Below are 26344 nucleotides of genomic sequence, written 5' to 3'. Positions count from 1 at the left end.
TCAGCGATTATTGAAATATATCAGCGCAACTCAAAATATATCGGCGATTATTGAAATATATCGGCGCAACTCAAAATATATCAGCGATTTTTAAATTATATCGACTTATCGACAAAACATGACAAAAGGAGCCCATCCCAAAATACCTTTTGGAACAGGCCCTACAATATTATTTTTCCTTCAAAAAAGTTCGATCCTTCAAGAATAAATTCCAGAAGAAAATAAATCCTGGTAATAAAATTGCAATCCCAATTGCATATAGAATAAGCAATGCATAGAATGTTTCGACCGTTGTAAAGCTTGTAAATACAGTTACATCAGGATAAATAATATACGGTAAATGCGCAACGCCGTAAGCATAACTTGCAAATGCATATTGAGCGACGACTGCTAAAACGGCAATGCGAGGGTATCCTAGTGTGCCATACTTCTTGTTTGTCCACCAAAGAGAAGAGTACCCGATAACGAATAAAACGATAGAAACTGTAAACCACGGGAATTGCTTTATGAGCCCTTGCATAAGCCAGTGTGTTTCCGGATCCATTACAACGAGGGCGATAATCGCCGTAACGAGTGTTGCAGGACCAAGGATGATGGCGTTTCTTCTATAAATTCTATACGAATCTTCTGAACCTTGCTCTCTCGCAAAATCAGCAAGAAAGAGGGAGGAAAGAAATAATTCTGAAGTTAGCCCAAAGAGCATATAACAGTAGATCACCGGGCTAGAAAGAAGTTTTCCATACAGGAGTACTTCTTTTCCCTCAGACATTGTAATATAAGCCCCTTCTGTAACAGGTAAAACGGTAATTAATAAGGCTGGAATTAAGAGCCCAGTAATACCTGAAATAACCCGAAGGAGGTACTGATATTTTGGCACAGAGTAAGCAAATACCATGAATGTACTGCGAATTGCAATGAGTATTAAAATTAACATAACTGGTACGAACATGACTGTCGCAAGGGTGAAAGCGGCTTTCGGAAAGAAACCGAGAAAAGCGACAACGACAAAGACGAGAAATGTATTTGTTACTTCCCAAGTCGGTGATAAGTATCGGTTGGCAAGTTTGGCAGCGAGCGTTGGATGTTTTGCGTATACCATGCCCCAAAAACCTGCTCCAAAATCGATGGACCCTAATATACTGTATACGAAAATAAGAGCCCATAAGATGATGATTGCAATACTTTCCTCATGCACGAGAATCGCCTCCTTCGTGATGTAAATCATTTGTAAGCGGATGTTTCTTAAAGAATGTCCGTAATACGAAAACTGTTAAAATACCGAGTCCAATATATAAAATGATGAATAGAATAAATAAAGGACCGACAAAATCAGCGCGTGTAGAAGCGTCGACTGTACGTTGCATACCGTAAATGGTCCATGGCTGACGACCGCTACAGCTGAAAATCCACCCAAATTCAATGCCGAGCATCATAACTGGTCCACATGCGGCAGCTCCCCAAAGAAGCCACTTCGGTAGCTCTGTTCCTTTTTTTCGGTAAACAAAGTACCAATATAAGAGGGCAATTGCTGCAACTGCAAAGGTAAAGGCAGCAGTGCCGACCATTAAATTGAACAGTGTATGCGTGTAAAATGGTGGCCATGTTTCTTGTGGAAATTCCTTTAGTCCTTTTACGACAGTGCTAGGGTCTAGTCCTACTAGTAGGCTAAGCATGTTCGGAATTTCTAGTGCGTAGTTTAGTTCAAGTGTGTTAGGATCTACAACGCCGCCAATTGATAACGGTGCATGTGATGTCGTTTCAAATAAAGCTTCAGCAGATGCCAGTTTTTCAGGGGAATGCTTATGTAAAGCAATTGCCGATTCGTGTCCCGAAAGCCACATCGTAGCGCCTGTAATAAATGTCACGACGAGTCCTAACAGTAGTCCTTTTTTATGATATGCCACTTCACGTTCACTTACATTCTTCTTTAATAATTTAAATCCGGCGATAGAGGCAATGACGGCAGCTCCAGTTGCGTAGGCTGTAATCACAACGTGGAATGCGCTCGTGCCAAAACTCGGATTAAAGAAAGCTTTCCACGGATCAACGTTAAAAACGGATCCATCTGGCCCCATTGAAAAGCCCGCGGGTGTATTCATCCATGTATTTGCCGATGTAATAAGCACGGCAGATGCCGTGGCACCAATCATGACGAAGAATAGCGAGATTAATCTCATGAATGGAGGTAGTTTGTCAGCTGCATATACATAAATGGACATGAACAAAGCCTCTAAAAAGAAGGCGAAAATCTCAATTTGAAAGGGCACAGAAATAACCTGCCCAACAATTTTGGCAAAACCAGGCCAAAGCAGTGAGATTTGCACACCAACGATTGTTCCCGTTGGAATTGCTACACCGAGAAGGATGGCAAAGGCCTTTGTCCATCTTTTCGCCATAATGGCGTAGTCGGAATCTTTCTTCCAGTGATAGAGTATTTCACTTATAAAAATCATTAATGAAAGTCCGACACCAAGTGTTGCGAAGATAATGTGGAATGCTAGTGAAGAACCGAAAAATGCTCTTGCTAATGTTACCGTATCCATATGTAGACTCCTCTTCTTTTTGCCATTATTTTCTGATTGAATTGGAAGATTTATTCAAAAAAACTACCAAAAATATATATGTATTTAAAAAGTGAATATGATAATATAATGTTGTAATATTTTGAATAAAAAGAAATATGTAGTTTTTCATGTTTTGTTTGTTTTTTTAGCGGGAATATTTTATAATCTTTTATGCGAACATAAGTTCTGTTTTGAAGTGAAGAAGTTTATGTGAAATGGAGAGGATGTTTGATGTATCCTGAAGTCATTAAAAAGATGGCATTTTCAAAAGAGCATAGAGATTTATTATTGAAGCTGTATAATAAAGAGATTACACGTAGTGAGTATGATCGACTCGTGGAATCGTTATATAGACCTTCTAAAGAGGCTTGTGAGTGATAGAGGAACGGGAGACAATCTAATAGGTTGTCTTTTTTACATTTACGTATGTTCTGGTAAAATTAAGGATAGCCTTACTAGGGAGGAAATAACAGTAAATAAGAATCTATAAAAAACTATAAAAATTTACAATTACAGGTTTTATATTTTACAGAATTCAACCTATAATATTTTCAGGTGATGAAAAGGGGGAAAAGGATGAAAACAACACGTGCTTGTAAAATCAATTCTATTACAAAAGAACAAACGGAAGCTTTAATTACTTTGATCCGTACGTTCGAAAGTGCAAAACGATATAGTTTTAATCGTTTAATTGAAGGAGAAAACGAGAAAGAATTGATTAAAAAACTACAACTTAAATATTTGTTAAACAAACGTTTTTGTGAAGATGCAGTTTTGCAAGCACAAACCATCCTTTCCTCCCAAAAAGAACTTCTTCCTGTTTACCTAGAAAACAATCAAAAAAAATTAGAAAAAACATTACAAAAAACATTACAAAAAAAAGATGATTATGAAAGTGGCAGGAAAAACCCAAAAAAAGTTTCATTAGAAATTTGTCTAATTGGATTAAGAAAAAGACAACAAAAATTAGAACAAAAAATTGAAATGTATGAAACACATATTAAAAATGGAACATTACCTCCTATTATTTTTGGTGGACGGAAAAATTTCTATGAAAGAATGAAAGATAAGATATCTAATCAAGAATGGAAAGATTTACGTACAAGGCAATTATATTCTCGCGGAGATAAAAGTAAAAAAGGGAATTTGAACATGCGCATTACAGTTGATGATTGTGGGCAAGGATGGTTAGAAATTGCAAATCCATTAGAACGAACAAATGGAAAAACAAAGAGCCCCCGAATCAAAGTTCCGATTATGATTCCATATCGTTTTTATCATCAAATTACAAATGTCGTTATGGGAAAGCAAATCGGTGTAAATTCAAAAGGAAAACCGATTATAGAGCATCAAAAATATAGTGTAGAAATCATTCGTAAACAAAATGAATTTTATGTAAATATTACGTTTGATGAAACAAAAATAGGTCGTGTACTAGATTTCAAGGAAACACCACAATCAGATGTAATTGCAGGAATTGATGTAAATCCGGACCGCATTGCAGTTAGTTTATGTACAAAACAAGGTAATTTTAAAGGTTCAAAAATTTTTTATCTACACAATCTGAATACATTTTCAACAAACAAACGCGCAACGATAATTGGACAAATCGTACAACCAATTAAAACATGGTTATTGGAAAACAATGTAGGTGGAATTGTTTTAGAAGATTTAAAGTTTCAACAATCTCATGATACTGACAAATACAGTAATCGTAATTTCCATCAATTTACGTATAAAAAGATGTTGAACAGTTTAATTCGTATGGCTCTTCGTAACGGATTTTCTGTTAAAACAGTAAACCCCGCTTATACAAGTGTGATCGGAAAATTAAAATATAGTAAAAATTTCGGTATTAGCGTTCATGAAGCAGCCGCATTCACGATCGCAAGACGTGGATTAGAATTGCAAGAACAATTACCACAAGAAATTATATTATTATTAAAAAACCAAATTACAACAAAACTGCGTATTCTTGTTGCTTCCATGGAAGAAAGTAAAAAGAATACGCAAAAAGTATATAAAAAATGGTTACAAACAATTCAAACGTGGAAAGAATATCATAATTGGAAATTGTGGAGCATTCTTCACAAAATTGTTTATATGAACAATCAACAATTCGTATTTAAAATTTAAATGAGAAGGGGGGTACTGGTTTATTTCTTATAACCTCTTGCATACTACTGACTTGGATGAATGGTAGTATGCAAGGACAGATCGTTCCTAACAGGAACCTGCCGTCATTCTTTCACAATAGGTGGATGAAAAGGTCACAACCCTTACGGACAGGAAAAAGGTGAGATTCCTTTTCGGTAGTTGGCATTTGACTTGGTTCGCCAACAATTTATAGATTTTTATAAGAATTTCAAACCAGGTGAAAAGTTTGCGGAAACGTATATATATAGTGATCGGAGTTATTCTTTTAATCGCTTTAGGTGGAATTGTATTTTGGTCAGCTCTGCAAGGAAACCGTACGGAACATTTTATTTTAAGACATATGGTGAATGAAAATGGAACGCTTGCTACATATCGTTTAGAAGATACAAAAGCAGGTACCGGTGAAGCGAAAGGCCGTGAAGCTTTATCGGAATCAGCAGGACTATGGCTACAATATACATTGGATAAAGACGATCAAGCGTTATTTGATGAACAAGTTAAGGTTATTCAAAATAACTTTGTACATAAGAACCAAATTGTTTTATGGAAAATCTCTGAAAAGGGAGAAATGCAGTCAGCTACAAATGCACTTATCGATGATCTTCGTATTATAGAACAGTTATATCGCGCTTATGAAATGTACAAGGAAGAGCGTTATAAAAACTTGGCAGATCAATTGAGTGATGCTGTAATTCGTTATAATAAGAAAGGTAATTATTATGTTGATTATTATGATGCAGATGCAAGGAAACAAAATGATTTTGCAACAACGTCATATATAAATCCGCGCGCATTCTCCTATATGAAAAAGTATGGCAAAGTTTCTGCTGAGCAATATCAGAAAGTCGTTCAATTTTTAGCAGATTATCCAAGGCGTGGATGGGCATTCCCGAAAGAGTATAAAGCAGATGGTACATTTACGTACGACAAAGAAGTGAATCTTATTGACCAATCATACGTTGCATATCATCGTAGTTTAGGCGGGCTTTCATCAGATGCATATTTGGAATTTATAAAGAAGAAATTCCAGGAGGATGGAAAGCTATACGGTCGTTACAATTTAGAAACGGGAAAGCAAACTGTGAATTATGAATCTCCAGCCGCTTACGGATTAACGATTTTGTACGTACTACAAACAGGTGATACAAAGTTTGCAAAGGAATTATATGATCATATGGCCACATTTCGAAATGACAATGTATTTAGTAGATATTACGGTGGATACGTAACAGGCGAAAATAACAATACGCATATTTTTGATAATGTTTTGCCGCTTTTAGCTGAAATAGAATTAGAGAAGAGTGAAAAATAAAAGGTGCCACCCTATGGGGATGGCACCTTTTATTTTTGGATATCATTTTACGTCCTAATATTGGAGAAGTAATGAATCACGAATTCACGGAATTGCTGAGCGGTTTTCGATAAGTAACGTTTTTTTGACCAGCTTAAGCCAATCGTTCGCTTACAAACGGGTTCAATAATACGTAACTTATTTAATGCTAAAGTAGAGTTTTTTAATAAAGTTAAACTTGGGACAAAGGCGATGCCGAGGCCTTGCTTAATAAGGTCGCTAATCACAGTTGGTTCATCTACTTCAAAAGCGATATGTGGAGTGAAGCCAGCTTCCTTACAAAATTCATCTGTTAAGTGCCGAAATCCATAACCAGTATTCATACTAATAAACGGTTCGTCCTTTACTTCATGTAGATATACACTTTCACGTTCTGATAAACGGTGGCCTGAAGGGACGACTAAGAAAATTTCTTCTGTAATAAGTGGTTCCCAAATAATCTCCTCGCCTTCAATTGGCACAGAAGAAATGCAAAAGTCAATTTCTATATTATCTAGTTGTCGTTTCATAGAAGGAGTAGATGCGAGAAACTGTTGGAATCGAACATTAGGATGTTCTAGTAAAAAAGAACCGAGTAGTTCTGGTAATATTCTTGGAATAGAAACGGCCAGCGTAATAGAGCTTTGTTGTAAGTCAGCTAAATCTTTAATTTCTCGTTCGCCTTCACTTAATTCATGAAAAATGCGCTCTACTCGTTTTAAGAATACTTTCCCGAAAGAGTTTAATGTAATTTGTCGACCTTGGCGATCAAATAACGGGACGCCTAAGTCTTTTTCTAGTCTAGCAATTGTTTTGCTGAGCGAAGGCTGTGCGATATGCAATTCTTCAGCGGCTTTTGTCATATGTTCTAATCGTGCAACTGTTTGAAAGTATTTTAGTTGAAGAAGTTCCATTTTGACTCTCCTTTCTATAGACCAAAAGGAATGGATTGATAATTAAAGATGTATTATACAGTATGAAAATGGACGTGTATAGTAAATCTGTTAAACCATTCTAATGGTGTTAAATTAGGAGAAGGAGTATGTTTCATGAAGGGAATTCAACTTATATTTAAAGATTGGAAAGCGATGTGGCACCATAAACATGGACGTATCGCTTTAATTTTTTTATTAATCGTTCCTTTAATTTATTCAGGGTTCTTTTTAGCTGGATATTGGGATCCGTACGGACGATTAGATAAATTACCTGTTGCGATTGTAAATTTAGATAAGGGTGCTGCAATGGATGAGAAAACAATTCATGCAGGAGACGATTTTGTAAAAAATTTAAAAGAGAATAAGGAACTGGCTTTTCATTTCGTATCAGAAAAAAATGCTGATGAAGGGCTAAAAGAAGATAAGTACTATATGGTTGTTACGATTCCGGCCGATTTCTCTAAAAAGGTAAGTACACTTATGGATGAGAAACCAGAACCAGCACAATTGCAGTACAAAGTAAATCCGGGTAAAAACTTTGTAGCAGCGCAAATTGGAACGACAGCTGTTGAAAATATGAAAACAAAAATTTCAAATAGTATTACGAAATCTTATACAGAAGGTGTCTTTTCAAAGTTTCAAGACTTAGCACAAGGGTTGAATGATGCAAGTAATGGTGCTGGGAAGTTACATGAAGGAACGACAGATGCGAAAGATGGGGCAAATCAGCTCGCAGATGGTATTCATCGTTTAAGTGACGGGACATCAAAAGTGAAAGAGGGAAGTGACAAACTTGCTTCTAGCCAATCTGCCTTAACTGACGGAGCAAATGAGCTAAGTCAAGGAGCAACCTCACTTCATAGCGGTATGGAGTTATTGACGCAAGGTGAAAAAACCTTACAATCAGGGGTTAGTGAATTAAGTGCTGGTACAAATGAATGGGTGAACGGAAGTGAGAAACTTGCTGAAGGGCAAGTGAAAGCGGAGAATGCAGCAAATAGTGTAAAACAACAATTAGAAGAGTACGTGAAAAGTCATCCAGAAGTGCAGCAAGATCCTGCTTTTCAAAAGATTGTTGCTACTTCTAATGGATTAGCTCAAGCAACAAACACTTTAAGTAATAGCCAGCAACAATTGACACAAGGTGCTCAGAAGCTTGCAGATGGTCAGCATAAGGTTGAAGAAGGTATGAATACATTCGGAGTTAAGTTAAATGAAGCTACTGCTGGAACGAAAAAGATAGCAGATGGTGCTACAAATTTAGCTAGTGGATTTACGAAATGGGGAGCTGGATTTACATCATTACAAGAAGGTGTAAATCAACTTGCGAGTGGCGGAACAGAGCTGAATCATGGTGCTGATCAGTTAACGAACGGACTTGTTAAACTTGATGATGGTGCGAAAGAACTTTCTACGAAATTAGGAGAGGGCGCAGAGAAGATAGCGGATGTTCGCAATGATGATGCACGCAATACGATGTTCTCAGAGCCGGTTCAATTAGTGAAGTCAACAGTTTCTGACGTGCCTAATTACGGTTCAGGTATTGCACCATATTTCTTATCGCTTGCATTTTATGTTGGCGGAATTATGGCATCAAATATTTTACCGCTTGGCCGTAGACAAAATATGAAAGTAAGCGGAACGGTACATTTTATTAATAAATTAGGATTGGTATATGTAATTGGACTTATTCAAGCATTACTTGTGGATGTAGTTGTGCTAGGAGTTATGAAGTTAGAAGTTGCAAGTGTGCCACTCTTTGTTTTATCAAGTATCGTTATTTCCTTTACGTTCATGACGTTTATTCTTATGTTAGTAACGGTGTTTGGTCTTGTTGGAAAGTTTTTAGCGGTAACGCTTCTCGTCTTGCAATTAGCGACGAGCGGTGGGACTTTCCCAGGAGAATTAAATATAGCTGTTCTTAGCAAGATTGGACGATTTCTCCCAATGTCCCATTCTCTTAGAGGATTGCAAGATGTGATTTCTTTAGGAGATTGGTCGCAATTACAAATGCAAATTTTAATATTGTTATGCTATCTCGTTGTTGCTGGCGGAATTGCTTGGATCACGAGCCATATACAGCATAGAGAAACGAATGTAGAACAAGTTTCTTAAAATGAAATAAGCTATCCGATTTTTTCGGATAGCTTATTTTTATTATACATTTTATTGTATATTTGCATTTATAAAAGTTTGAATATTCTAAAATTGGAGTATACCAATTGTTAGAATATTATGGAAATGTTTTTTGGAAATAAATATAATGAACGTACAAATTAAATATTGGCATTGTTTTACATGGAAGGAAAGGTATTCAAATGTTTTTAAGGTAGGAAGAGAAGGCGTACATAGTTTATATGTTAGATTGTTTGAACTTTTTACTGAATGCTCATTCAGTAAATTTTCTTATACGTATAATGATGAACCGTTCCTTTGCAAGCTACCAATTCTCACTCTTAATGATGTAAATTAATTTTCCTTTTTGAAATGGAAAGTACAATGCACATGGCGTAGTAACAAGTCAAGAAGTCTGGGGAGGAGTGGGATATCGTATATGAACATATGGAGGCGAAAAAAGAAGCTAAGAAGACAAAAATCCTTTTTAGTATTGTTAATGCTTTTATTAGTGTTCGCGGATATACCTATCAGTTTAATTGGCAACATAACGATGCACGCAGAGATAGAATCTATACCGAAAGATAAAGGAGTAGATTCTACGGTAGAACAACCGAAAGATAAGGTGGTAGATTCTACAGCAGAACAATCGAAAGATACGAAGATAGATTCTGCAATAGAGCTACCGAATCCGGAAACTGTGAAAGATTTTGACCCAGGTCCGCCGTATGGAAAAAATGTAGCAAAAAATATTCCTGCAGAGGTTCAAGAGGAGAAACTTGGAACATTTTCTTGGATAAAAGATATGAGACCAGCAAGTTTGGTAGATAATACATGTGCTAAGCAAAATAGAGTTGTACTTAAAAATGGTGGATTTGAAAAGCCAAAAATAACTAGAGACATTTTTATTGATCAAGATAATGTAGAGGGCTGGAGAACGACAGATCGCTATAAAGTAATCGAAATTTGGAGAACGAGAGATAGAATACCATTGCCTTCACCACTTCCAGCAGAAGGAGAGCAATTTGCCGAACTAAATGCAAGGGAACCTGGAATGTTATATCAAGATGTGAAAACGACTCCAGGGCAAACGATTTATTGGAGATTAGCTCATAGGGGAAGAGATGGGAAAGATACGATGCGAGTTCGTATCGGATCAGCAAGTGCGAATATTACTTCCTTACCTACTATTCAAACGATGGAAGATGATAATAAAGCGTGGGGTCGCTATAGCGGGACTTATACAGTTCCAGCAGGTCAAACGTTAACTCGATTTGGTTTTGAGGCTGTCAAAACATACGGAAATGTCCTATCAGTAGGAAATTTCCTAGATGATATTTTCCTAGGAACAGAACCTTGTGTTACGGCAACAAAATCTGTAAGTCCAGAAGGAAAAGTGTATGCGGGAGATGAGTTGACGTATACAGTGAACGTTAAAAACCACGGCGGAGATGTTGCTGGTGAAGCAATGTTCACTGACATGATTCCAGATGGAACAGAATATGTACCGGGCTCCATAAAACTAAAAGCTGATGGAACCGAAAAAGCTATAACAGATGCAGAAGATAATGATGCAGGCTTTTATAAAGACAAAAAAGTCACTGTTAAATTAGGCGATGTACAAAATACAGAAGAGGATCCAAATGGAATTACAGTTCAATTTAAAGTAAGGGCTTTACCAAGTTATATTGGAAAGCAAGTTACAAATAAGGCAAGAATAGATTATGGCAACTTGTTGAAGGGCTCAAAGGAATATACAAATTCCAATGAAGTTGTAAACGAGGTTATTGCAAGAAACCCTGAAATAGAGTCGGTTAAAGAAGTGAAAAATGTACAAGGTAAGAGTAGGTACGAGGTCGGAGATACAATTGAATACACAGTTAAAATGCGTAACAAAATTGAGAATAGCATTGCGAAAAAGGTTGTAATAGAAGATTCATTACCAAACGGGGTAGATTATGTACCAGGGACCATTAAGGTAGATGGAAAAGCGGTAACGGACGCTGTAGATCAAGATAGCGGCCACTATACGATAGGTAAAGTGATTGGGAATTTAGGTGATATTACAGATACAGGATGGCATACGGTCACCTTCCAAGCGAAAGTAAAATCGGATCAGTTAGATAAGACGATTCGTAACATAGGAAAAGTAACAGGTGAGAATATTGCACCGCAAGAACCAGAGAAATCTATTGTAATAGAACCGAAAGATCCAAAGTTAGAAACGGAAAAAGAAGCGAAGAACTTACAGCAAGGTAAGAGCATATATGAAGTCGGAGATACGATTGAATATACAGTGAAAATGCGTAATAACGTAGCGAGTAGTGTGATAAACAATGCTATTATTGAGGATCCATTACCAGAAGGTGTGGAATATGTGCCAGGGACGATTCGAATAGATGGGAAGGTTGTCACAGATGCTGAAGATGGGGATAGTGGCCATTATAAGACTGGAAAAATAACCGGGAAGTTTGGAGATATTCGAGATACAGAGTGGCATACAGTAGTGTTCCATGTGAAAGTGAAAACGAATCAAGCAGGGAAAGAAATAGTAAATAAAGCGAAGGTAACAGGAGAGAACATTACACCGCAGGAACCTGAAAAACTAGTAAAAGTAGATTATAAGAATCCGAAAGTGGAATCAGTGAAAGAAGTAAAGAACTTACCACAAGGTAAGAAGTATGAAGTAAAAGATACGATTGAATATACGATTAAGGTTCGTAATACAGTCAAAGATAGCATCATAAGAAATTCTTTAGTAGAAGACCAATTGCCAGAAGGTGTGGAATATGTACCAGGATCAATTCGGGTGGATGGCAATATAGTAACGGATGCCGAAGATACTGACAGTGGTCATTATAAGGCTGGAAAAGTAATAGGGAAACTTGGAGACATTCAAGATACCGAATGGCATACAATCGTATTTCAAGTGAAGATAAAAGATGGTTATGAAGATAAAAAAATACTGAACGTAGGTACGGTAAAAGGAGATAATATTTCTCCACAAAAACCATCAGTAGAAATAGCAGTGGAACCTCCTCCGTCAGGGAAAATTGAAATTGAAAAAGTAGATGCAAAGGATCATACGTTGAAACTGAAAAATGCAGAGTTTCAAATTATCGATAAAGATGGAATTGTAGTCGGAAAATTAGTAACCGATGAAAGTGGAAAAGCAATTTCTGAACCGCTAGTATTCGGTAAATATGAAATTAAAGAAATAAAAGCACCGACAGGTTACATGATCTTGAAGGAATCAATTCATGTAGAACTTACATCACCTTTGCAAAAGTTGAAAGTAGAGAACAACAAGAGTGAATGGGTCATTCCGAATACAGGAGGGTTTGGAACAAATCTCATTTACTTATTTAGCACATTACTCATTGTGTTAACGCTATTTCTCTATTTCCGAAAAGGGGACAGTAATTTATAAAATATAAAGGGGGCAATACGAGTATGAAAAAGGTATTTAGTATGGTTTTAGCATTTATATTAATGCTTTCAACGCTGCCAAGTGCATTTGCTGCAAATGAGGTTCCGACAAAAGGGTCTTTAACAATTCATAAATATGCGCATGAAAAAGATGGACAACAAGGTGAAGCAGGAACTGGTGAACCTGGTCAGAAAGTTCCTGAAGGGGCAACACCGATAAAAGGAGTAAAGTATGAAGTTGTAAAAGTTGCAACTTTTAAAGTGATTGAAAGAAATGGAGAAATTGTAAAAGAAGCTGTTGAGAAAGTTGACAATGCAACACCTATTAGCGACGTAACAGGTGAAGATGGTACAGTAACTTTTAAGGACCTTCCAATCGGTCGTTACTTAGTGAAAGAAGTTAGCGGTCCAGATAACGTAAATATAAATACAGAGCCATATACAATTGATATCCCAATGACTGATAAAGAAGGTAAAAAATTAAACTACGACGTTCATATTTATCCAAAAAATGAAATCAAGCGTGGAGCAGTAGAATTAACGAAAGTAGACGATGCAGGCAAACCATTAAAAGATGTAGAGTTCACACTATATCATAAAGGGACTGATAAAGTAGTAGTAGATAAAGCAGGAAAAGAATTAAAGGATCTAAAGACAGATAAGGATGGTAAAATCCGCGTTGACGGTTTATTGTATGGAGAATATTATTTCAAAGAGTCAAAAGCACTAGAAGGGTATGTTTTAGATCCTAAAAAATATGAATTTAAAGTTGAAAAATCAGGTGCATTCCCTAAAGACGGTCAAGCAGGCTATGGGGAAATTGTAAAACTAGATAAAATTATAAACTATAAAAAACCGACAATTGATAAGAAGATTAACGGTAATTTAAATGGTTTACCAATTAACGTAGATGAAGAATTCACATACGACATTAAAACGAAACTACCAGGTGATATTCATCTGTACAAGAAATACGTAATAACAGATAACATGGATCCAAGATTAACAATTATCGGTACACCAGTTGTTACAATTGATGGTGAAAAAGTATCTTCTGATGTTGTAAAAGTGACGTTAGGTGAAAAGACTGCTGCAGGTCAATTAGTGACAGTGACTGTAGAGAATTTTGCAGCGTTAAAAGATAAAAAAGAACTACATTTGCAAATCAAGGCGAAAGTAAATGGAGATATTAACGGTGGAACAGTAATAGAAAATATAGCAAAAATCGATTATGAAACTGGTGATAAAGTAACACCACCAGACGATGAAACAACAACACCTCCTGTAAAAGTTATCGTAACTGATGGCAAAATTTCATTGAAAAAAATTGACGGTGCAACTAAAGATGCTTTAGAAGGTGCGAAATTTGAATTACGAAAAGATGGTAAAGTTGTAAAAGTAAAAGGTGTTGACGTTGTCGGCGTATCTGATAAAGATGGGATTATTAATTGGGACAACATCCCTTACGGTGAATACGAAATCGTTGAAATTGAAGCACCGAAGTATACTGATAAAGGTGAAGTGAAATCTTATCAAAAATTAAGAGAGCCAATTAAAGTTAAGATTGATAAGGATAACCAAACGGTGAAATTAACTGTAGAAAATAATAAGAGTGGCTGGATCCTTCCTGCAACAGGTGGAATTGGGACAATCCTCTTCACAGTAGTTGGCCTTGTATTAATGGGCGCAGCGTTTATGTTCTTAAGAAGAAAAGCTTAATAAGCGTACGAGTATAGGGAGAAAAGAGGGAGAAAGAACATCTTCCTCTTTTCGTTATTTACTGCCCGGTAAATAGCGGGATAAATGGAACTACATATGCATAATAAAGGGGTATATTATGAAACGTAATATTATTTTTGGATGCATCTTTTTAGTAGGACTTAGTATTTTTTTATACCCGACGGTGAGTAATTGGTTAGCGACAAGAGCGCATTATTCTGAAGTAAGTACATATGACAAAAAGGTGAAAGAGCTGCAAAGGGAAGAGATTAAACGTAAAGAAAAAGAAGCGAAAGAGTACAATGAGAAACTACAACGGGAGAGACAGACCGTTACAGATCCATTTCGTTCCGATAAGAGTGGAAATTCCAGTTCTTACGTAGATATGTTGAATGTAGGAGAAGTAATGGGCTATGTAGAAATTCCTAAAATTAATGTGAAGCTTCCTATATATCATGGAACGTCTGAGGATGTTTTAAGTAGAGGGGTAGGTCATATAGAGAATTCCTCTTTGCCAGTTGGCGGAGAAGGAACACATTCTATTTTGACTGGACATAGGGGGTTACCATCTGCTGTATTATTTACAGATTTGGATAAATTAAAAGAGGAGGATGTTTTTTATATTCATTCTTTAGATAAAGTATTAGCATATAAAGTAGATCAAATTAAAGTAGTGCTCCCAGAAGAAACGGATGATTTAACAGTAGCTGAAAGTCAGGATTATGTGACACTAATTACATGTACGCCATATGGTGTAAACACGCATAGGTTACTCGTTCGAGGACACCGTGTTCCATATGACGAAAAGGAAAAAGAAAAGATTAAGGAAGTTGTTGGAGTAGATAAACGAATGATAGGAGCAGGTGCTATCATTGTAGGTGCATTTCTAATTGCTTTATATAGAAGAAAGAAGCGTAAAACTATAGAGAAAATATAAAATGGTTCTCCTTTCAATGTATATGTATGAAAGGAGAACCATTTTTTGGCCTATTATTTGCGTTCCATTACCGCAAAGTAATTGTTTTCGTTATCAGCGAAGTTAAAAGCTCTGCCAGTAGGTAAATCTACAACTTGTCCAACAGTAACATTTTTCTCAGAAAGATCTTTATACAGTTGATCTAAGTTGTTAGAGAAGAACATAAGTGAAGGTGTATGTAAGTTTAATTCAGGTTGCATTTTTGCAATTAACTCTTTATCGTGAAGGACGATGCTTGTGCCTGCTTCTTTTGACGGCGCAATTTCAATCCAGCGAAAACCTTGTCCGTTATTTTCTTCCGCAATAATTTGGAATCCTACTGTCTCAGTCCAAAATTGTACTGCTTCATCTTGATTATTTACATATAGCATAATTTGTCCAATTTGATTAATCATAGGTGTGTCCTACTTTCTTTTCTTTTATGGAATTCTATTATATCAAAGATATGGTTTGAATACCTTTTCGTGATTTTTCCGAAGTGCAATCTTAGCCCATTTCATATTTGTTGTAGGAGAAGGTCCTGTAATCCATGTATGAAATGGTAGTGTACTGCATATGACCATTGTTGAAATCGAGATTGTGGCTGTTATTGTAAATAATAATAAGCTATATAATATTGTGTTTTCTTGCAGTGTGAATAAAGAAAGAAACTTTGTACATAGTTGCAAGAAGAAAAAGTGAGCTAAATAAGCACCATACGTGTAATTCCCGATAAATCGTAAAGCTTTATATAAGAAACCACGTCGCTGTACGATTGTAATAGATAGCACGTAAAGTATGATAATTTCGCATACGATATATAAAAACATAGACGGTTTTAAATAAGTCGAAACGGTTAAATGAATAGAGTTTGCTCCGTAAAAACTAAATAACTCATAATTGATGAATAAAAATAAGATAAAGAATAAGATTGTAATAAGCGGAATATGTTTTATGACAAATGTACGCCACGCTTTTAGTGCGACAGCAGCGATTCCTCCCATGACGAAATAGAACGAATAGAAGAAGAAGGAACGATCTGTATAATGTAAAATGGTTGAGCTAGTCAATTTCTCTCCATTAAAAATGTAGTGCGAAGAATACCACATTAAGAGGAAATATAGAGAAGCAAAGATGGTCATATATTTATATATGTCTTTTTTATTTTCTGTTCGTTTTTGAAACCAATAAAATAGTGTGCACAGCAAAGGGAACAGTAGGTGAATTTGAAACATCATAATCACGTACCAAAGATGAGGTGCGGCTGTTCCGAGTAATAAACTTTTTATTCCGCTTTGTAGTGTAATCATATCGTTTGTTGTTAATAAGTAAAGAACAGACCAGAAGAAATAAGGAATGAGTAAATGTGCGGCTTTTTCAGAAATATATTCTTTGTATACTAATTGCTTTGTATAGTGACGAATTAAGTGGAAGCCGACGATAAATATGAATGCAGGTGCTGAAAATTTTGCAAGGTTAAATAGCATGCCCATAATGAGAGATTGCTCAAGTAAGACATTTCCTTGATTCATTGTATATAATAAGGAACTTTGCAAAACGACCGCAAGGAATGCAATGCTTTGCAAAACTTTAAATTCAGGTGCGCTTTGAGTCATTATGTCCATCTCCTTTTCCATACATGATTATAGTACGGAGAAAGGATAATGAGTGTGGAATATTTGTGAAGGTTTTAACAAATTTGTGGCGGAATAGATTATATCGACGATTTTTTCAATATATCGACGTTTCGACAAGGAATATCGACTTATCAACAAATAACGACAAAAAGAGGATGCTCAAAACGAGCATCCTCTTTCTATTTATTAAGCAAATTTGTTTTTGATCCAATTCTTACCTTCTACAAGGCGAGCTGTCATTACGGCACAAGCATTATCTGCTGTTACGTTTAACATCGTTGCAGGAGGATCGATGATTGTACTAATCGCTGCGATAATTGGCAATGCTTCTGGCGGGAAGCCGTATAGAGAAACGATTAACATTTCACCAATCATACCGCCGCCTGGAATAGCGCCCATTACTGTTCCTACTAATAAAGAAACAACAAGTGCGATTGCTAATGTTTTTGGTCCTTCGAATTCCATGTTGAAAATACCGAATAAGAAAGCAATTTTTAATACGCCGCCTAAAACAGAGCCGTCTTTATGAAGTGTAGATCCAAGAAGGACAACTGTTTCACGAACGTCAGAAGAGATACCCATTTTCTTCGTTGCTTCTAAGTTCGCTGGAATACTTGCGGCACTACTACAAGTTGCAAGAGATGTAACAGTAGGAGAGACCATGTTCTTCCAAAATACTTGTACACCTTGCTTGCGACCTGCAAGGTATGCATAGAACGTAAAGAATACAAAGAAGTAAATAAGAGACGCTGGATAGTATACCATTGCTGCTCGGAAGTAAGTTCCAAGAAGCTGTGGTCCGAATTCACCAACTAATGCTGCGAAGTAAGCAGCAAGTCCGATTGGAGCGTAGTACATAATGAAAGATACGACTTTCATTGAAATTTCTGCACCAGCTTGTAAGAATGTAGCGAATGGTTTTCCTTTTTCACCAACTGCTGAAGTTGCAACTCCCATTAAGATAGAGAAGAAAATAAGAGCTAACATATTTTCACGAGATAGTAACTTCGAGAAGTCAGATACTGTTAGAATACCGACGATTTGATCTGCAACACTAACTGCTTTTTCAGCTTTGTCAGGTTGTGTTAGTTCTAATACAACACCTTGTGCTGGCGGGAATACTTTCACGACAATAATCATAAAAATAGCAGCTAAAATACTTGTAAATAAGAAAGTCCCAGCCATACTAGACATAATTTTACCGAAACGTTTTAATCCATCCATATTAGCAATAGATGACGCGATGCTAAAGAACACTAGAGGTACAACAATCGTAAACATTAAGTTTAAGAAAATGTCACCAAGCGGCTTTAAAGCAACTGCATCGGCACCCATGAAATAACCAATGAAACCACCAATTAGGATAGAAGATAATAAAATAAGTGGAAAGCGATATGCCTTCATAAATATATCCTCCTATCAATTATAAAAAATCATACTGAATTATTATAGCGAGTTAGAGCCCTCTTTACTAGGAGAATACGGATAGATGGAATAGCGTGAAAACCGAGAAATTTTTGTTTTTAAGCTCGGCATACAGCAGGAAATCTAGACATATATATTTGTAACCTAGTTGTGGTAAGGGATGCGCCGTAACTTAGGTTTGGAAAAAGGGGAGGGAAAAGGGATGAATATTTTACTTTGCTGTGCAGCGGGAATGTCTTCCAGTTTGATTGTTACAAAAATGGAGAAAGCAGCAGAGGCAAAAGGGATAGAGGTAAAGATTTGGGCTGTATCAGGTTCTGAAGTAAATAGCCATATTGATAAAGCCGATGTACTTTTACTTGGACCGCAAGTACGTTATTTATTACCGAAAATGAAAGAATTATGTAAGGAGAAAGGAGTACCTGTTGATGTCATTCAATCCGTCCATTACGGACTTTGTAATGGAGAAGCTATCTTGCAAGCAGCTTTGTCAATGAAACCATGAGGAGAGTGGGATAGATGATACGGTTTTTAGAGAAATATGTAATGCCGGTAGCAGGAAAGGTTGCAGAGCAGAGGCATTTGCTAGCAATTCGTGATGGACTTGTATTGACGATGCCGTTCTTAATTATAGGATCAATTTTTCTTATTATTAGTACATTACCAATCCCTGGGTATAGTGAATTCATGGCGAGTTTGTTCGGGAAAAACTGGAACGTAGCATTAGGGTATCCAGTTAGTGCAACTTTTAATATAATGGCTTTAATAGCTGTTTTTGGAATCGCTTACAGGCTTGGAGAATATTATAAAGTGGACGCTTTAGCATCCGGGGCATTGTCGCTTGTGACATTTTTACTTGCAACTCCATTTCAAGTTGCATATATCATGCCGGGTACGAAAGAAAGTATACTGGTAGATGGAGTAATTCCAGCGGCATTAATGGGAAGCCAAGGTTTATTTGTAGCGATGATTATTGCAATTATATCTACTGAAATATACCGATTTCTTGTACAAAAAAAGATGATTATAAAAATGCCTGAGACAGTTCCACCGGCAGTAACGCGTTCATTTGCAGCGCTTATTCCTGGGTTTATTGTTGTGACAGTTGTTTGGATCATTAGATTGATTTTTGAACACACAACTTTCGGAAGCATTCATAATGTTGTAGGGAAGCTACTGCAAGAACCGCTGAGTATACTTGGTGCTAGTCTTTGGGGAGCAGTTATAGCGGTTATTCTCGTTCATGTCCTTTGGGCGTGTGGAATTCATGGAGCTACAATTGTGGGCGGTGTAATGAGCCCGATTTGGTTATCGTTAATGGATCAGAACCGGATTGCTTTTCAAGCGGGCCAAGATGTACCGAACACGATTACTGCACAGTTTTTTGATTTATGGATTTATATGGGCGGTTCTGGTGCAACATTAGCCTTAGTTGTCGGAATGTTATTGTTTGCACGAAGTCAGCAATTAAAAAGTTTAGGACGATTGTCAATTGCACCTGGTATCTTTAACATTAATGAAATGGTAACTTTCGGTATGCCAATTGTCATGAATCCACTTTTACTTATTCCATTTATAGTAGTTCCTGTTGTATTAACGATTGTTTCTTATTTCGCAATGGAATGGGGATTGGTAGCTCGCCCGAGTGGTGCTGCTGTAACATGGACGACACCAATTCTATTTAGTGGATATTTAGGCTCGGGTGGCAAAATTTCAGGTGTGATTTTGCAACTCGTTAACTTTGCACTAGCGTTCGTCATATATTTACCGTTCTTAAAAATATGGGATAAACAAAAAATAGCGGAAGAAAAGGGGGAGTAGAGAACTAAAATGGATACGATAGAAACGAAGGCCTTTCACTTAATCTTGCATGGGGGAAATGCGAGAAGTTGTTCAATGGAAGCAATTGATTGTGCAAAGCGTGGAGAATTTACAGAAGCAGAAGCGAAATTACAAGAAGCGTTAGAAGAATTAAAAGAGGCGCACCGTGTACAAACGGATCTCATACAGAAAGAAGCTGGTGGTGAAAAGACCGAAGTCACCCTTCTGATGGTGCACGCGCAAGATCATTTAATGAATGCAATTACGGTGAAGGAATTAGCGAGTGAATTTGTAGAATTATATAAGAAGATGTCGGTAACTGAATGAACCTTGCGTATGCAAGGTTTTTTTATTTCATTAAATAGTGGGTAAAAATAATAAATTATTGTTCGTTAAAAAATTTTTTTAGTGTATTTTTTGTTTTAAACACAACTAGACAACTAAACACTAATCTATTTTCATACAGTTATGTGTTAAAAGCGTGTTGTTTTATAACACACTGTGTGTTTTTGGGGTGACACACTAATTGAAAGCGTTAACACACAAAGAAAACAGTCGAAAAAGTGCTGATTTTAGTGGTTTTAAAAAGTTGGCACGCTAATTGCATTAATAAATAGCGTAAAGAAAAATAAATAAAACATAAATTTTTTATACTACACAAGGGGGATTTTCAAATGAATATTTTATTATGTTGTTCAGCAGGGATGTCTACAAGTTTACTAGTTACAAAAATGGAAGCGGCTGCAAAAGCTCGCGGTTTAGAAGGAAAGATTTGGGCTGTATCTGGGGATGCAGTAAAAACAAATATCGATCAAGCAGACGTATTATTATTAGGACCACAAGTTCGTTACATGCTTTCTTCAATGAAAACGCTTGCTGATGAGAGAAACGTTGGAATCGACGTTATCAATCCAATGCACTACGGCATGATGAATGGAGAAGCAGTTTTAGATCATGCATTAACACTTAAAAAATAATTAGGGGGGAAGTAAAATGCAAAAGTTTATTGCATTTATGGAGAAATATATTGTTCCTGTCGCTGGTAAAATCGGATCGCAACGTCACTTAGCTGCGATCCGTGACGGATTTATTGCAGTTATGCCACTTATTTTAGTTGGTGCACTGGCATCACTAATTAATGGTTTTCCATCTGAAGCTTTCCAAGATTTCATGAAAGGTTTGTTTGGTGAAACGTGGAAACAAGTTGGCGGTGGAATGTGGACTGGTTCTTTCGCGATTCTAGCACTAATCATAGCATTTACAACAAGTTATAACTTAGCAAAATCTTACGGCGTTGATGGTTTGTCAGCAGGTATTATTTCATTTGGTGCGTTAATTATTCTTACGCCAACAACACCGAAAGAAGGCGGATTGAACTTAGTTTGGACAGGTGCACAAGGGTTATTTGTAGCAATTATTGTAGCACTCCTTGTTACTGAAGTATTCCGTTTCTTCGTACAAAGAAACATTACTTTTAAAATGCCTGATGGAGTACCACCAGCAGTTTTAAGATCTTTTGCAGCTATAGTTCCAGCATTTGTTATTTTAACAGTAGTTGCAGGTATTCAATTAGCAGTGAAATTAGCTGGTACAAGTGTTCATGAATTTATCTTTAATACGATTCAATCACCACTGCAAAGTTTAGCAGGGACATTACCAAGTGCAATTGTCATTGTACTCCTTGTTCATCTTCTTTGGTTCTTCGGTTTACATGGTCCGAATATCGTTGGTGGTATTATTGAGCCATTATACTTACCGGCATTAGAGAAAAACATGAAGTTATTCCAAGGTGGTACATCTGCATTTGATGTTCCAAACATTGTTACAAAACCATTCTTTGATACTTTCGTATATCTGGGTGGTTCTGGTGCAACATTAGCGTTCTTAGTAGTTGTATTACTTGTAGCAAAAAGTGCACAATTACGCGGTGTATCTCGCTTATCAATTGGACCAGGTGCATTTAATATTAACGAACCAGTAATCTTTGGTACGCCAATTATTTTAAATCCAGTTTTATTCTTACCGTTTATCATAACACCAATTGTACTGGTAATTACTTCTTATACAGCTATATCTATTGGTTGGGTACCAAAAACAGTTGCGATGATTCCATGGGCAACACCACCAATTATTAGTGGTTATCTTGTAACAGGTGGGCATCTTTCAGGCGCAATTCTACAGTTATTCAACTTTGTAATTGCGATGGTAATCTATTATCCATTCGTTGTATTATGCGATCGTTCTGTTGTTCGTACTGAAAAAGCAGCAGCACAAGGAAATAACAACTCTGTACCTATGTAACACAGTAATTGTTCTCACAGATAACACTATCTGTGAGGACAATCACCTTTATATCATGTTCAAAAAGATGAGACCCATCTACAAGAACACCAAACTATCATTCATAAATTAATATTTTAATAGAAATGTTCAAACTGAAGGGGTATGTAAGTCGGTTGAACGATAATAGAGAGGGCGGTAATTATGATGACTACAGCAGAACAAATTCCATTCCAATTGATTTTAAATAGTGGTAATGCACGAAGCTTTGCGATGGAGGCACTTCAATTTGCCAAACAGGGGAAAATGGCAGAAGCTGATGAAGCGATGGCAAAGGCGAAAGAAGCGATTAATGAAGCGCATCATTTTCAAACGGAGCTCATACAATCAGAAGCAAGAGGAGAAAAAACAGAGATTAGTGTTCTTTTAATTCATGCACAAGATCATTTAATGAATGCGATTACAGTAAAAGAATTAGCAGCAGAGTTTATTGACCTTTATAAAAAGTTAGAAGCGAAAGGGGAATAAAGCATGACTGGAATTAAAATTGCTACAATCGGCGGTGGATCTAGTTATACACCAGAGTTAATTGAAGGATTTATTAAACGTTATGATGAGCTTCCTGTTCGTGAAATTTGGTTAGTAGATATTGAGGCAGGAAAAGAAAAGTTAGAAATCGTTGGTAACTTAGCGAAACGTATGGTAAAAAAATCTGGTTTACCAATTGAGGTACATTTAACGCTTGATCGTCGCGAAGCATTAAAAGATGCTGACTTCGTAACGACGCAGCTTCGCGTAGGTTTATTAGAAGCTCGCGCAAAAGATGAAGCAATCCCGTTAAAATATAATGTAATCGGTCAGGAAACGAATGGTCCTGGTGGTTTATTCAAAGCATTGAGAACGATTCCTGTTATTTTAGATATTTGTAAGGATATGGAGGAGCTTTGTCCGAATGCATGGTTAATTAACTTTGCAAATCCAGCTGGTATGGTAACAGAAGCTGTTCTTCGTTATACAAATATTCAAAGAGTAGTTGGTCTATGTAACGTTCCAATCGGAATCCGCATGGGTCTTGCAAAATTGCTTGAAGTAGATGCAAGCCGTGTTCACGTTGATTTTGCAGGTTTAAATCACATGGTATATGGATTAGACGTATACTTAGATGGCGTAAGTGTAATGGATCGTGTGTTAGAACTTGTAACAGATCCAGAAAAGCAAATTACGATGGAAAATATCGCTGCGCTTAACTGGGAGCCAGACTTTATTCGCGGCCTTCGTGCAATTCCATGTCCATACCATCGTTACTACTACAAAACACGTGAAATGCTAGAAGAAGAGAAAGAAGCTTCGGTTGAAAAAGGTACACGTGCAGAAGTAGTAAAACAATTAGAAGATGATTTATTCGAGTTATATAAAGACCCGAATTTAGATATTAAACCACCACAATTAGAAAAACGTGGAGGCGCTTATTATAGTGACGCAGCATGTAGCTTAATTACGTCTATTTATAATAATAAAGGTGATATCCAGCCTGTTAATACACGAAACAACGGAACAATTGCAAGCTTGCCACATGATTCGGCTGTTGAAGTGAACTGTATTATTACGAAAGAAGGTCCAAAACCAATTGCAGTTGGAGATCTTCCAGTACCAGTTCGCGGTTTAGTACAACAAATTAAATCATTTGAGCGCACAACAATTGAAGCTGCTGTTACAGGGGATTATCATAAAGCGCTGCTTGCTATGACAATTAATCCACTTGTACCATCAGATAAAGTGGCAAAACAAATTTTAGATGAAATGTTGGAAGCGCATAAAGAATATCTTCCGCAGTTCTTCAAAAAGGTAGAGAAATAAAAGCGGCGCTATTTAGCCCGCTTTTTTTATTCTATTAGGAGGTATTATGATGATTAAATTAATTGTAAATGCAGATGATTTCGGTCTTACAGAAGGCACAAATTACGGCATTATTGATGGGCATATAAATGGACTTGTAAATTCAACGACGATGATGATGAATATGCCGGGAACAGAGCATGCGGTACGCTTAGCAAAAGAGTATAAAACGTTAGGGGTAGGCGTACATCTTGTATTAACGGCAGGAAACCCGCTTCTTGGAGATGTTCCATCACTTGTAAGTAGCGATGGACTGTTTCATAAACAAAGCGTCGTATGGGAAGGGAAGGTAAATCCAGAGGAAGTCGAGAGAGAGTGGGCTGCTCAAATTGAGAAATTCCTATCTTACGGATTAAAACCAACTCATTTAGATAGTCATCATCACGTGCATGGATTACCGATCTTGCACGATGTTCTTGAAAGATTAGCTAATAAATATAATGTTCCAATTCGTCGTTGTGAAGAAGAGCGAGCAGTGCGTCCATTTTCTGACGTGTTTTACAGTGATTTTTATGCGGATGGTGTGACGGAAGATTATTTTGTGAAGTTAAAAGAAAGAGTACAAGGTGAACAAACGGTAGAAATTATGGTTCATCCAGCTTATATTGACCCAGAGCTTGTGAAACGTTCTTCTTACGTAATGGATCGTGTGAAAGAATTGCGTATTTTAACAGAGAGTGAGTTGCCTGAAGGAATAGAGCTTGTGAAGTTCTAATAAAAAAACGACGGCTACATCATGCCGTCGTTTTTTATTTATAAAATGGATAGAACATATCCGCCAAAGGCTCCAAGTATGACGATAACCCAAGGGGGTGTTTTCCAAAAAGCGAGCAAGCAAAATAGAAGAGACGCAAAAACAAAATCTACAGCGTTCATAATCGTGCTTGTCCAAATAGGATCATAAAAAGCGGCAATTAAAATACCAACAACAGCCGCATTGACTCCAAGTAGTGCGCCTTGTATGAAAGATATTTTTCTCACACTGTTCCAAAATGGTAAAACACCAATAACGAGTAAGAAAGCAGGAAGAAAGATCGCAATTGTTGCGAGTATTGCTCCAAGCGTTCCGTTTAACACTGCTCCTATATAAGAGGCGAATGTAAATAGTGGTCCTGGCATTGCTTGTGTTAATCCGTATCCAGCTAGGAATTGTTCTTTCGTCATCATTCCGTTTTGTACGAACTCACCTTCAAGAAGGGGGAGGACGACGTGTCCGCCTCCAAATACAAGTGCACCAGAGCGATAGAAACTATCAAATAAAGCGATGTAATAAGAGAACGGTCTTAATATTGGTAGCAGTAGTAATAGTCCAAAGAATAAGACGAGACAAGAAACTGCTATCTTTTTTGAAATAGGTACTTTTATACTTTGAGATTGGCTAATTGGTTGGTTGCGATATAAAAGCCAGCCGATACAGCCAGATATGATAATGAGAGTGACTTGTGTCCAGCTACTTGGCCATAATAAGGCGATTGAGGCAGTTGCAATTGCAATCGTCGCACGATTTCGGTCTGGCGTTAATTTTTGCGCCATTCCCCATATGGCATGAGCGACAATAGCGACTGCTACAAGTTTTAGTCCATGACTCCAGCCAGCATTTCCAAGATCGAACTGATTAAGGAATGAGGCGAAGAAAACTAAACCAATCACAGACGGCAAAGTGAATCCGATCCATGAAATAATAGCTCCGAATACCCCGCCTCTTAATAATCCAACGCCCATACCAACTTGGCTGCTAGCAGGACCAGGGAGGAATTGACATAGTGCTACTAAATCTCCATAGCTTCGTTCATCCATCCATTTTCTTTTTTGTACATATTCGTGGTGGAAATAGCCGAGATGGGCGACGGGGCCACCAAATGAAGTAAGTCCTAATTTAAATGAAACGAGAAAAATCTCTAATAATTTGTGAATAGTATATTTGTTATTTTCCAAAATAACCTCCTAGAATGTTTTTCTATGTGCATTATACAAGAGGTAGTAAAGCAAAAGGAACGATTCTAATGTAAAGATTGTGTGAATCTTTTCTTCGTAATTAAAGTTTGAAAAAGTCATAAATGATTATGTATAAACCATAAAGT

The 26344-nt window shown here is 36.8% G+C and carries 22 protein-coding genes; 15 read left to right on the top strand and 7 right to left on the bottom strand.

The genetic code is table 11. The annotated features are described in order from the left end of the window. Positions 1-169 precede the first annotated feature (169 nt). Positions 170-1195 carry a cytochrome d ubiquinol oxidase subunit II gene (locus tag ACTFRN_RS15000; RefSeq protein ID WP_000544167.1) on the bottom strand — a complete coding sequence of 342 codons (1026 nt, stop codon included), beginning with the start codon at positions 1193-1195 and terminating at the stop codon, positions 170-172. Next, on the bottom strand, positions 1188-2543 hold the full coding sequence (gene cydA / locus ACTFRN_RS14995; RefSeq protein WP_000381964.1) for a cytochrome ubiquinol oxidase subunit I: 1356 nt from the start codon (positions 2541-2543) through the stop codon (positions 1188-1190). Before cydA ends, ACTFRN_RS15000 begins: the two co-directional genes overlap by 8 nt. A gap of 252 nt (positions 2544-2795) precedes the next feature. Between cydA and ACTFRN_RS14990 the strand changes: the two genes are divergently transcribed. The 3 genes from ACTFRN_RS14990 to ACTFRN_RS14980 all read left to right on the top strand — a co-directional run bounded on the left by ACTFRN_RS14990 (position 2796) and on the right by ACTFRN_RS14980 (position 6033). After that, a complete protein-coding gene (locus tag ACTFRN_RS14990; RefSeq protein ID WP_000283183.1) occupies positions 2796-2942 on the top strand; it encodes a hypothetical protein in 147 nt (48 codons plus the stop codon). Positions 2943-3140: 198 nt separating this feature from the next. Continuing rightward, positions 3141-4700, top strand: coding sequence for an IS200/IS605 family accessory protein TnpB-related protein (locus tag ACTFRN_RS14985; protein ID WP_088106312.1), 1560 nt, complete (start codon positions 3141-3143; stop codon positions 4698-4700). A 247-nt stretch (positions 4701-4947) separates the two neighbouring features. Further along, entirely contained in the window at positions 4948-6033 is a 1086-nt protein-coding gene (locus ACTFRN_RS14980; RefSeq protein WP_001231579.1) for a hypothetical protein, read from the top strand. 47 nt (positions 6034-6080) lie between these two features. Here ACTFRN_RS14980 and ACTFRN_RS14975 read toward each other — a convergent pair whose 3' ends face one another. Continuing rightward, complete coding sequence (locus tag ACTFRN_RS14975; RefSeq protein WP_000421918.1) at positions 6081-6965, bottom strand: LysR family transcriptional regulator; 885 nt, start codon at positions 6963-6965, stop codon at positions 6081-6083. Between the two features lie 135 nt (positions 6966-7100). Here ACTFRN_RS14975 and ACTFRN_RS14970 point away from each other — a divergent pair, with 135 nt between their 5' ends. From ACTFRN_RS14970 to ACTFRN_RS14955, 4 genes are all read left to right on the top strand, one after another. Next, positions 7101-9101: a YhgE/Pip family protein gene (locus ACTFRN_RS14970; RefSeq protein ID WP_440038223.1), complete on the top strand. Its 2001-nt coding sequence runs from the start codon at positions 7101-7103 to the stop codon at positions 9099-9101. Positions 9102-9540: 439 nt separating this feature from the next. Continuing rightward, positions 9541-12531, top strand: a complete 2991-nt coding sequence (locus ACTFRN_RS14965; RefSeq protein WP_254231458.1) for an isopeptide-forming domain-containing fimbrial protein — start codon at positions 9541-9543, stop codon at positions 12529-12531. A gap of 23 nt (positions 12532-12554) precedes the next feature. Further along, on the top strand, positions 12555-14249 hold the full coding sequence (locus ACTFRN_RS14960; protein ID WP_088106314.1) for a SpaH/EbpB family LPXTG-anchored major pilin: 1695 nt from the start codon (positions 12555-12557) through the stop codon (positions 14247-14249). Between the two features lie 118 nt (positions 14250-14367). Further along, a complete protein-coding gene (locus tag ACTFRN_RS14955) occupies positions 14368-15186 on the top strand; it encodes a class C sortase (protein WP_074567482.1) in 819 nt (272 codons plus the stop codon). Positions 15187-15239: 53 nt separating this feature from the next. Here ACTFRN_RS14955 and ACTFRN_RS14950 read toward each other — a convergent pair whose 3' ends face one another. The 3 genes from ACTFRN_RS14950 to ACTFRN_RS14940 form a co-directional block, all read right to left on the bottom strand. Further along, positions 15240-15620 (bottom strand): VOC family protein, encoded by a 381-nt coding sequence (locus ACTFRN_RS14950; RefSeq protein ID WP_000609844.1) that lies wholly within the window; start codon positions 15618-15620, stop codon positions 15240-15242. Positions 15621-15662: 42 nt separating this feature from the next. After that, entirely contained in the window at positions 15663-16820 is a 1158-nt protein-coding gene (locus ACTFRN_RS14945; RefSeq protein ID WP_000194309.1) for an acyltransferase, read from the bottom strand. 207 nt (positions 16821-17027) lie between these two features. Further along, positions 17028-18245, bottom strand: coding sequence for a dicarboxylate/amino acid:cation symporter (locus ACTFRN_RS14940; protein ID WP_000649373.1), 1218 nt, complete (start codon positions 18243-18245; stop codon positions 17028-17030). Positions 18246-18468: 223 nt separating this feature from the next. Between ACTFRN_RS14940 and ACTFRN_RS14935 the strand changes: the two genes are divergently transcribed. From ACTFRN_RS14935 to chbG, 8 genes are all read left to right on the top strand, one after another. Then, entirely contained in the window at positions 18469-18771 is a 303-nt protein-coding gene (locus ACTFRN_RS14935; RefSeq protein ID WP_001023538.1) for a PTS sugar transporter subunit IIB, read from the top strand. 14 nt (positions 18772-18785) lie between these two features. Next, positions 18786-20087, top strand: a complete 1302-nt coding sequence (gene celB, locus ACTFRN_RS14930) for a PTS cellobiose transporter subunit IIC (RefSeq protein ID WP_000617776.1) — start codon at positions 18786-18788, stop codon at positions 20085-20087. Between the two features lie 9 nt (positions 20088-20096). Then, positions 20097-20414 carry a PTS lactose/cellobiose transporter subunit IIA gene (locus tag ACTFRN_RS14925; RefSeq protein ID WP_000379635.1) on the top strand — a complete coding sequence of 106 codons (318 nt, stop codon included), beginning with the start codon at positions 20097-20099 and terminating at the stop codon, positions 20412-20414. Between the two features lie 347 nt (positions 20415-20761). After that, a complete protein-coding gene (locus ACTFRN_RS14920) occupies positions 20762-21064 on the top strand; it encodes a PTS sugar transporter subunit IIB (RefSeq protein ID WP_001023569.1) in 303 nt (100 codons plus the stop codon). A gap of 16 nt (positions 21065-21080) precedes the next feature. After that, entirely contained in the window at positions 21081-22388 is a 1308-nt protein-coding gene (gene celB / locus ACTFRN_RS14915; protein ID WP_001168828.1) for a PTS cellobiose transporter subunit IIC, read from the top strand. 183 nt (positions 22389-22571) lie between these two features. Next, a complete protein-coding gene (locus ACTFRN_RS14910) occupies positions 22572-22895 on the top strand; it encodes a PTS lactose/cellobiose transporter subunit IIA (RefSeq protein ID WP_000989047.1) in 324 nt (107 codons plus the stop codon). A gap of 3 nt (positions 22896-22898) precedes the next feature. Next, entirely contained in the window at positions 22899-24224 is a 1326-nt protein-coding gene (gene celF, locus ACTFRN_RS14905; RefSeq protein WP_000145764.1) for a 6-phospho-beta-glucosidase, read from the top strand. 49 nt (positions 24225-24273) lie between these two features. Beyond that, positions 24274-24978, top strand: coding sequence for a chitin disaccharide deacetylase (chbG, locus tag ACTFRN_RS14900; RefSeq protein ID WP_000593484.1), 705 nt, complete (start codon positions 24274-24276; stop codon positions 24976-24978). Positions 24979-25016: 38 nt separating this feature from the next. Here the strand turns inward: chbG and ACTFRN_RS14895 are convergent, their stop codons facing one another. Continuing rightward, on the bottom strand, positions 25017-26198 hold the full coding sequence (locus tag ACTFRN_RS14895) for a chromate transporter (RefSeq protein WP_074567480.1): 1182 nt from the start codon (positions 26196-26198) through the stop codon (positions 25017-25019). Between the last annotated feature and the right edge of the window lie 146 nt (positions 26199-26344).

This window comes from Bacillus cereus group sp. MYBK245-2 (assembly GCF_051916145.1).
Lineage (GTDB): Bacteria > Bacillota > Bacilli > Bacillales > Bacillaceae_G > Bacillus_A > Bacillus_A pacificus.
Note: the sequence above shows the minus strand (reverse complement) of the source record. Positions and strands in the feature narration are given on the sequence as shown.

What these genes read in the sequence shown, in the direction of transcription:
- cydA (WP_000381964.1), bottom strand. Translation starts at nt 2,543, where the DNA reads ATGGATACGGTAACATTAGCAAGAGCATTTTTCGGTTCTTCACTAGCA.
- ACTFRN_RS14920 (WP_001023569.1), top strand. Translation starts at nt 20,762, where the DNA reads ATGAATATTTTATTATGTTGTTCAGCAGGGATGTCTACAAGTTTACTA.
- ACTFRN_RS14910 (WP_000989047.1), top strand. Translation starts at nt 22,572, where the DNA reads ATGATGACTACAGCAGAACAAATTCCATTCCAATTGATTTTAAATAGT.
- ACTFRN_RS14960 (WP_088106314.1), top strand. Translation starts at nt 12,555, where the DNA reads ATGAAAAAGGTATTTAGTATGGTTTTAGCATTTATATTAATGCTTTCA.
- ACTFRN_RS14970 (WP_440038223.1), top strand. Translation starts at nt 7,101, where the DNA reads ATGAAGGGAATTCAACTTATATTTAAAGATTGGAAAGCGATGTGGCAC.
- ACTFRN_RS14990 (WP_000283183.1), top strand. Translation starts at nt 2,796, where the DNA reads ATGTATCCTGAAGTCATTAAAAAGATGGCATTTTCAAAAGAGCATAGA.
- celF (WP_000145764.1), top strand. Translation starts at nt 22,899, where the DNA reads ATGACTGGAATTAAAATTGCTACAATCGGCGGTGGATCTAGTTATACA.
- ACTFRN_RS14940 (WP_000649373.1), bottom strand. Translation starts at nt 18,245, where the DNA reads ATGAAGGCATATCGCTTTCCACTTATTTTATTATCTTCTATCCTAATT.
- ACTFRN_RS14950 (WP_000609844.1), bottom strand. Translation starts at nt 15,620, where the DNA reads ATGATTAATCAAATTGGACAAATTATGCTATATGTAAATAATCAAGAT.
- ACTFRN_RS14925 (WP_000379635.1), top strand. Translation starts at nt 20,097, where the DNA reads ATGGATACGATAGAAACGAAGGCCTTTCACTTAATCTTGCATGGGGGA.
- ACTFRN_RS14955 (WP_074567482.1), top strand. Translation starts at nt 14,368, where the DNA reads ATGAAACGTAATATTATTTTTGGATGCATCTTTTTAGTAGGACTTAGT.
- celB (WP_001168828.1), top strand. Translation starts at nt 21,081, where the DNA reads ATGCAAAAGTTTATTGCATTTATGGAGAAATATATTGTTCCTGTCGCT.
- celB (WP_000617776.1), top strand. Translation starts at nt 18,786, where the DNA reads ATGATACGGTTTTTAGAGAAATATGTAATGCCGGTAGCAGGAAAGGTT.
- ACTFRN_RS14935 (WP_001023538.1), top strand. Translation starts at nt 18,469, where the DNA reads ATGAATATTTTACTTTGCTGTGCAGCGGGAATGTCTTCCAGTTTGATT.
- chbG (WP_000593484.1), top strand. Translation starts at nt 24,274, where the DNA reads ATGATTAAATTAATTGTAAATGCAGATGATTTCGGTCTTACAGAAGGC.
- ACTFRN_RS14975 (WP_000421918.1), bottom strand. Translation starts at nt 6,965, where the DNA reads ATGGAACTTCTTCAACTAAAATACTTTCAAACAGTTGCACGATTAGAA.
- ACTFRN_RS14945 (WP_000194309.1), bottom strand. Translation starts at nt 16,820, where the DNA reads ATGACTCAAAGCGCACCTGAATTTAAAGTTTTGCAAAGCATTGCATTC.
- ACTFRN_RS14985 (WP_088106312.1), top strand. Translation starts at nt 3,141, where the DNA reads ATGAAAACAACACGTGCTTGTAAAATCAATTCTATTACAAAAGAACAA.
- ACTFRN_RS14965 (WP_254231458.1), top strand. Translation starts at nt 9,541, where the DNA reads ATGAACATATGGAGGCGAAAAAAGAAGCTAAGAAGACAAAAATCCTTT.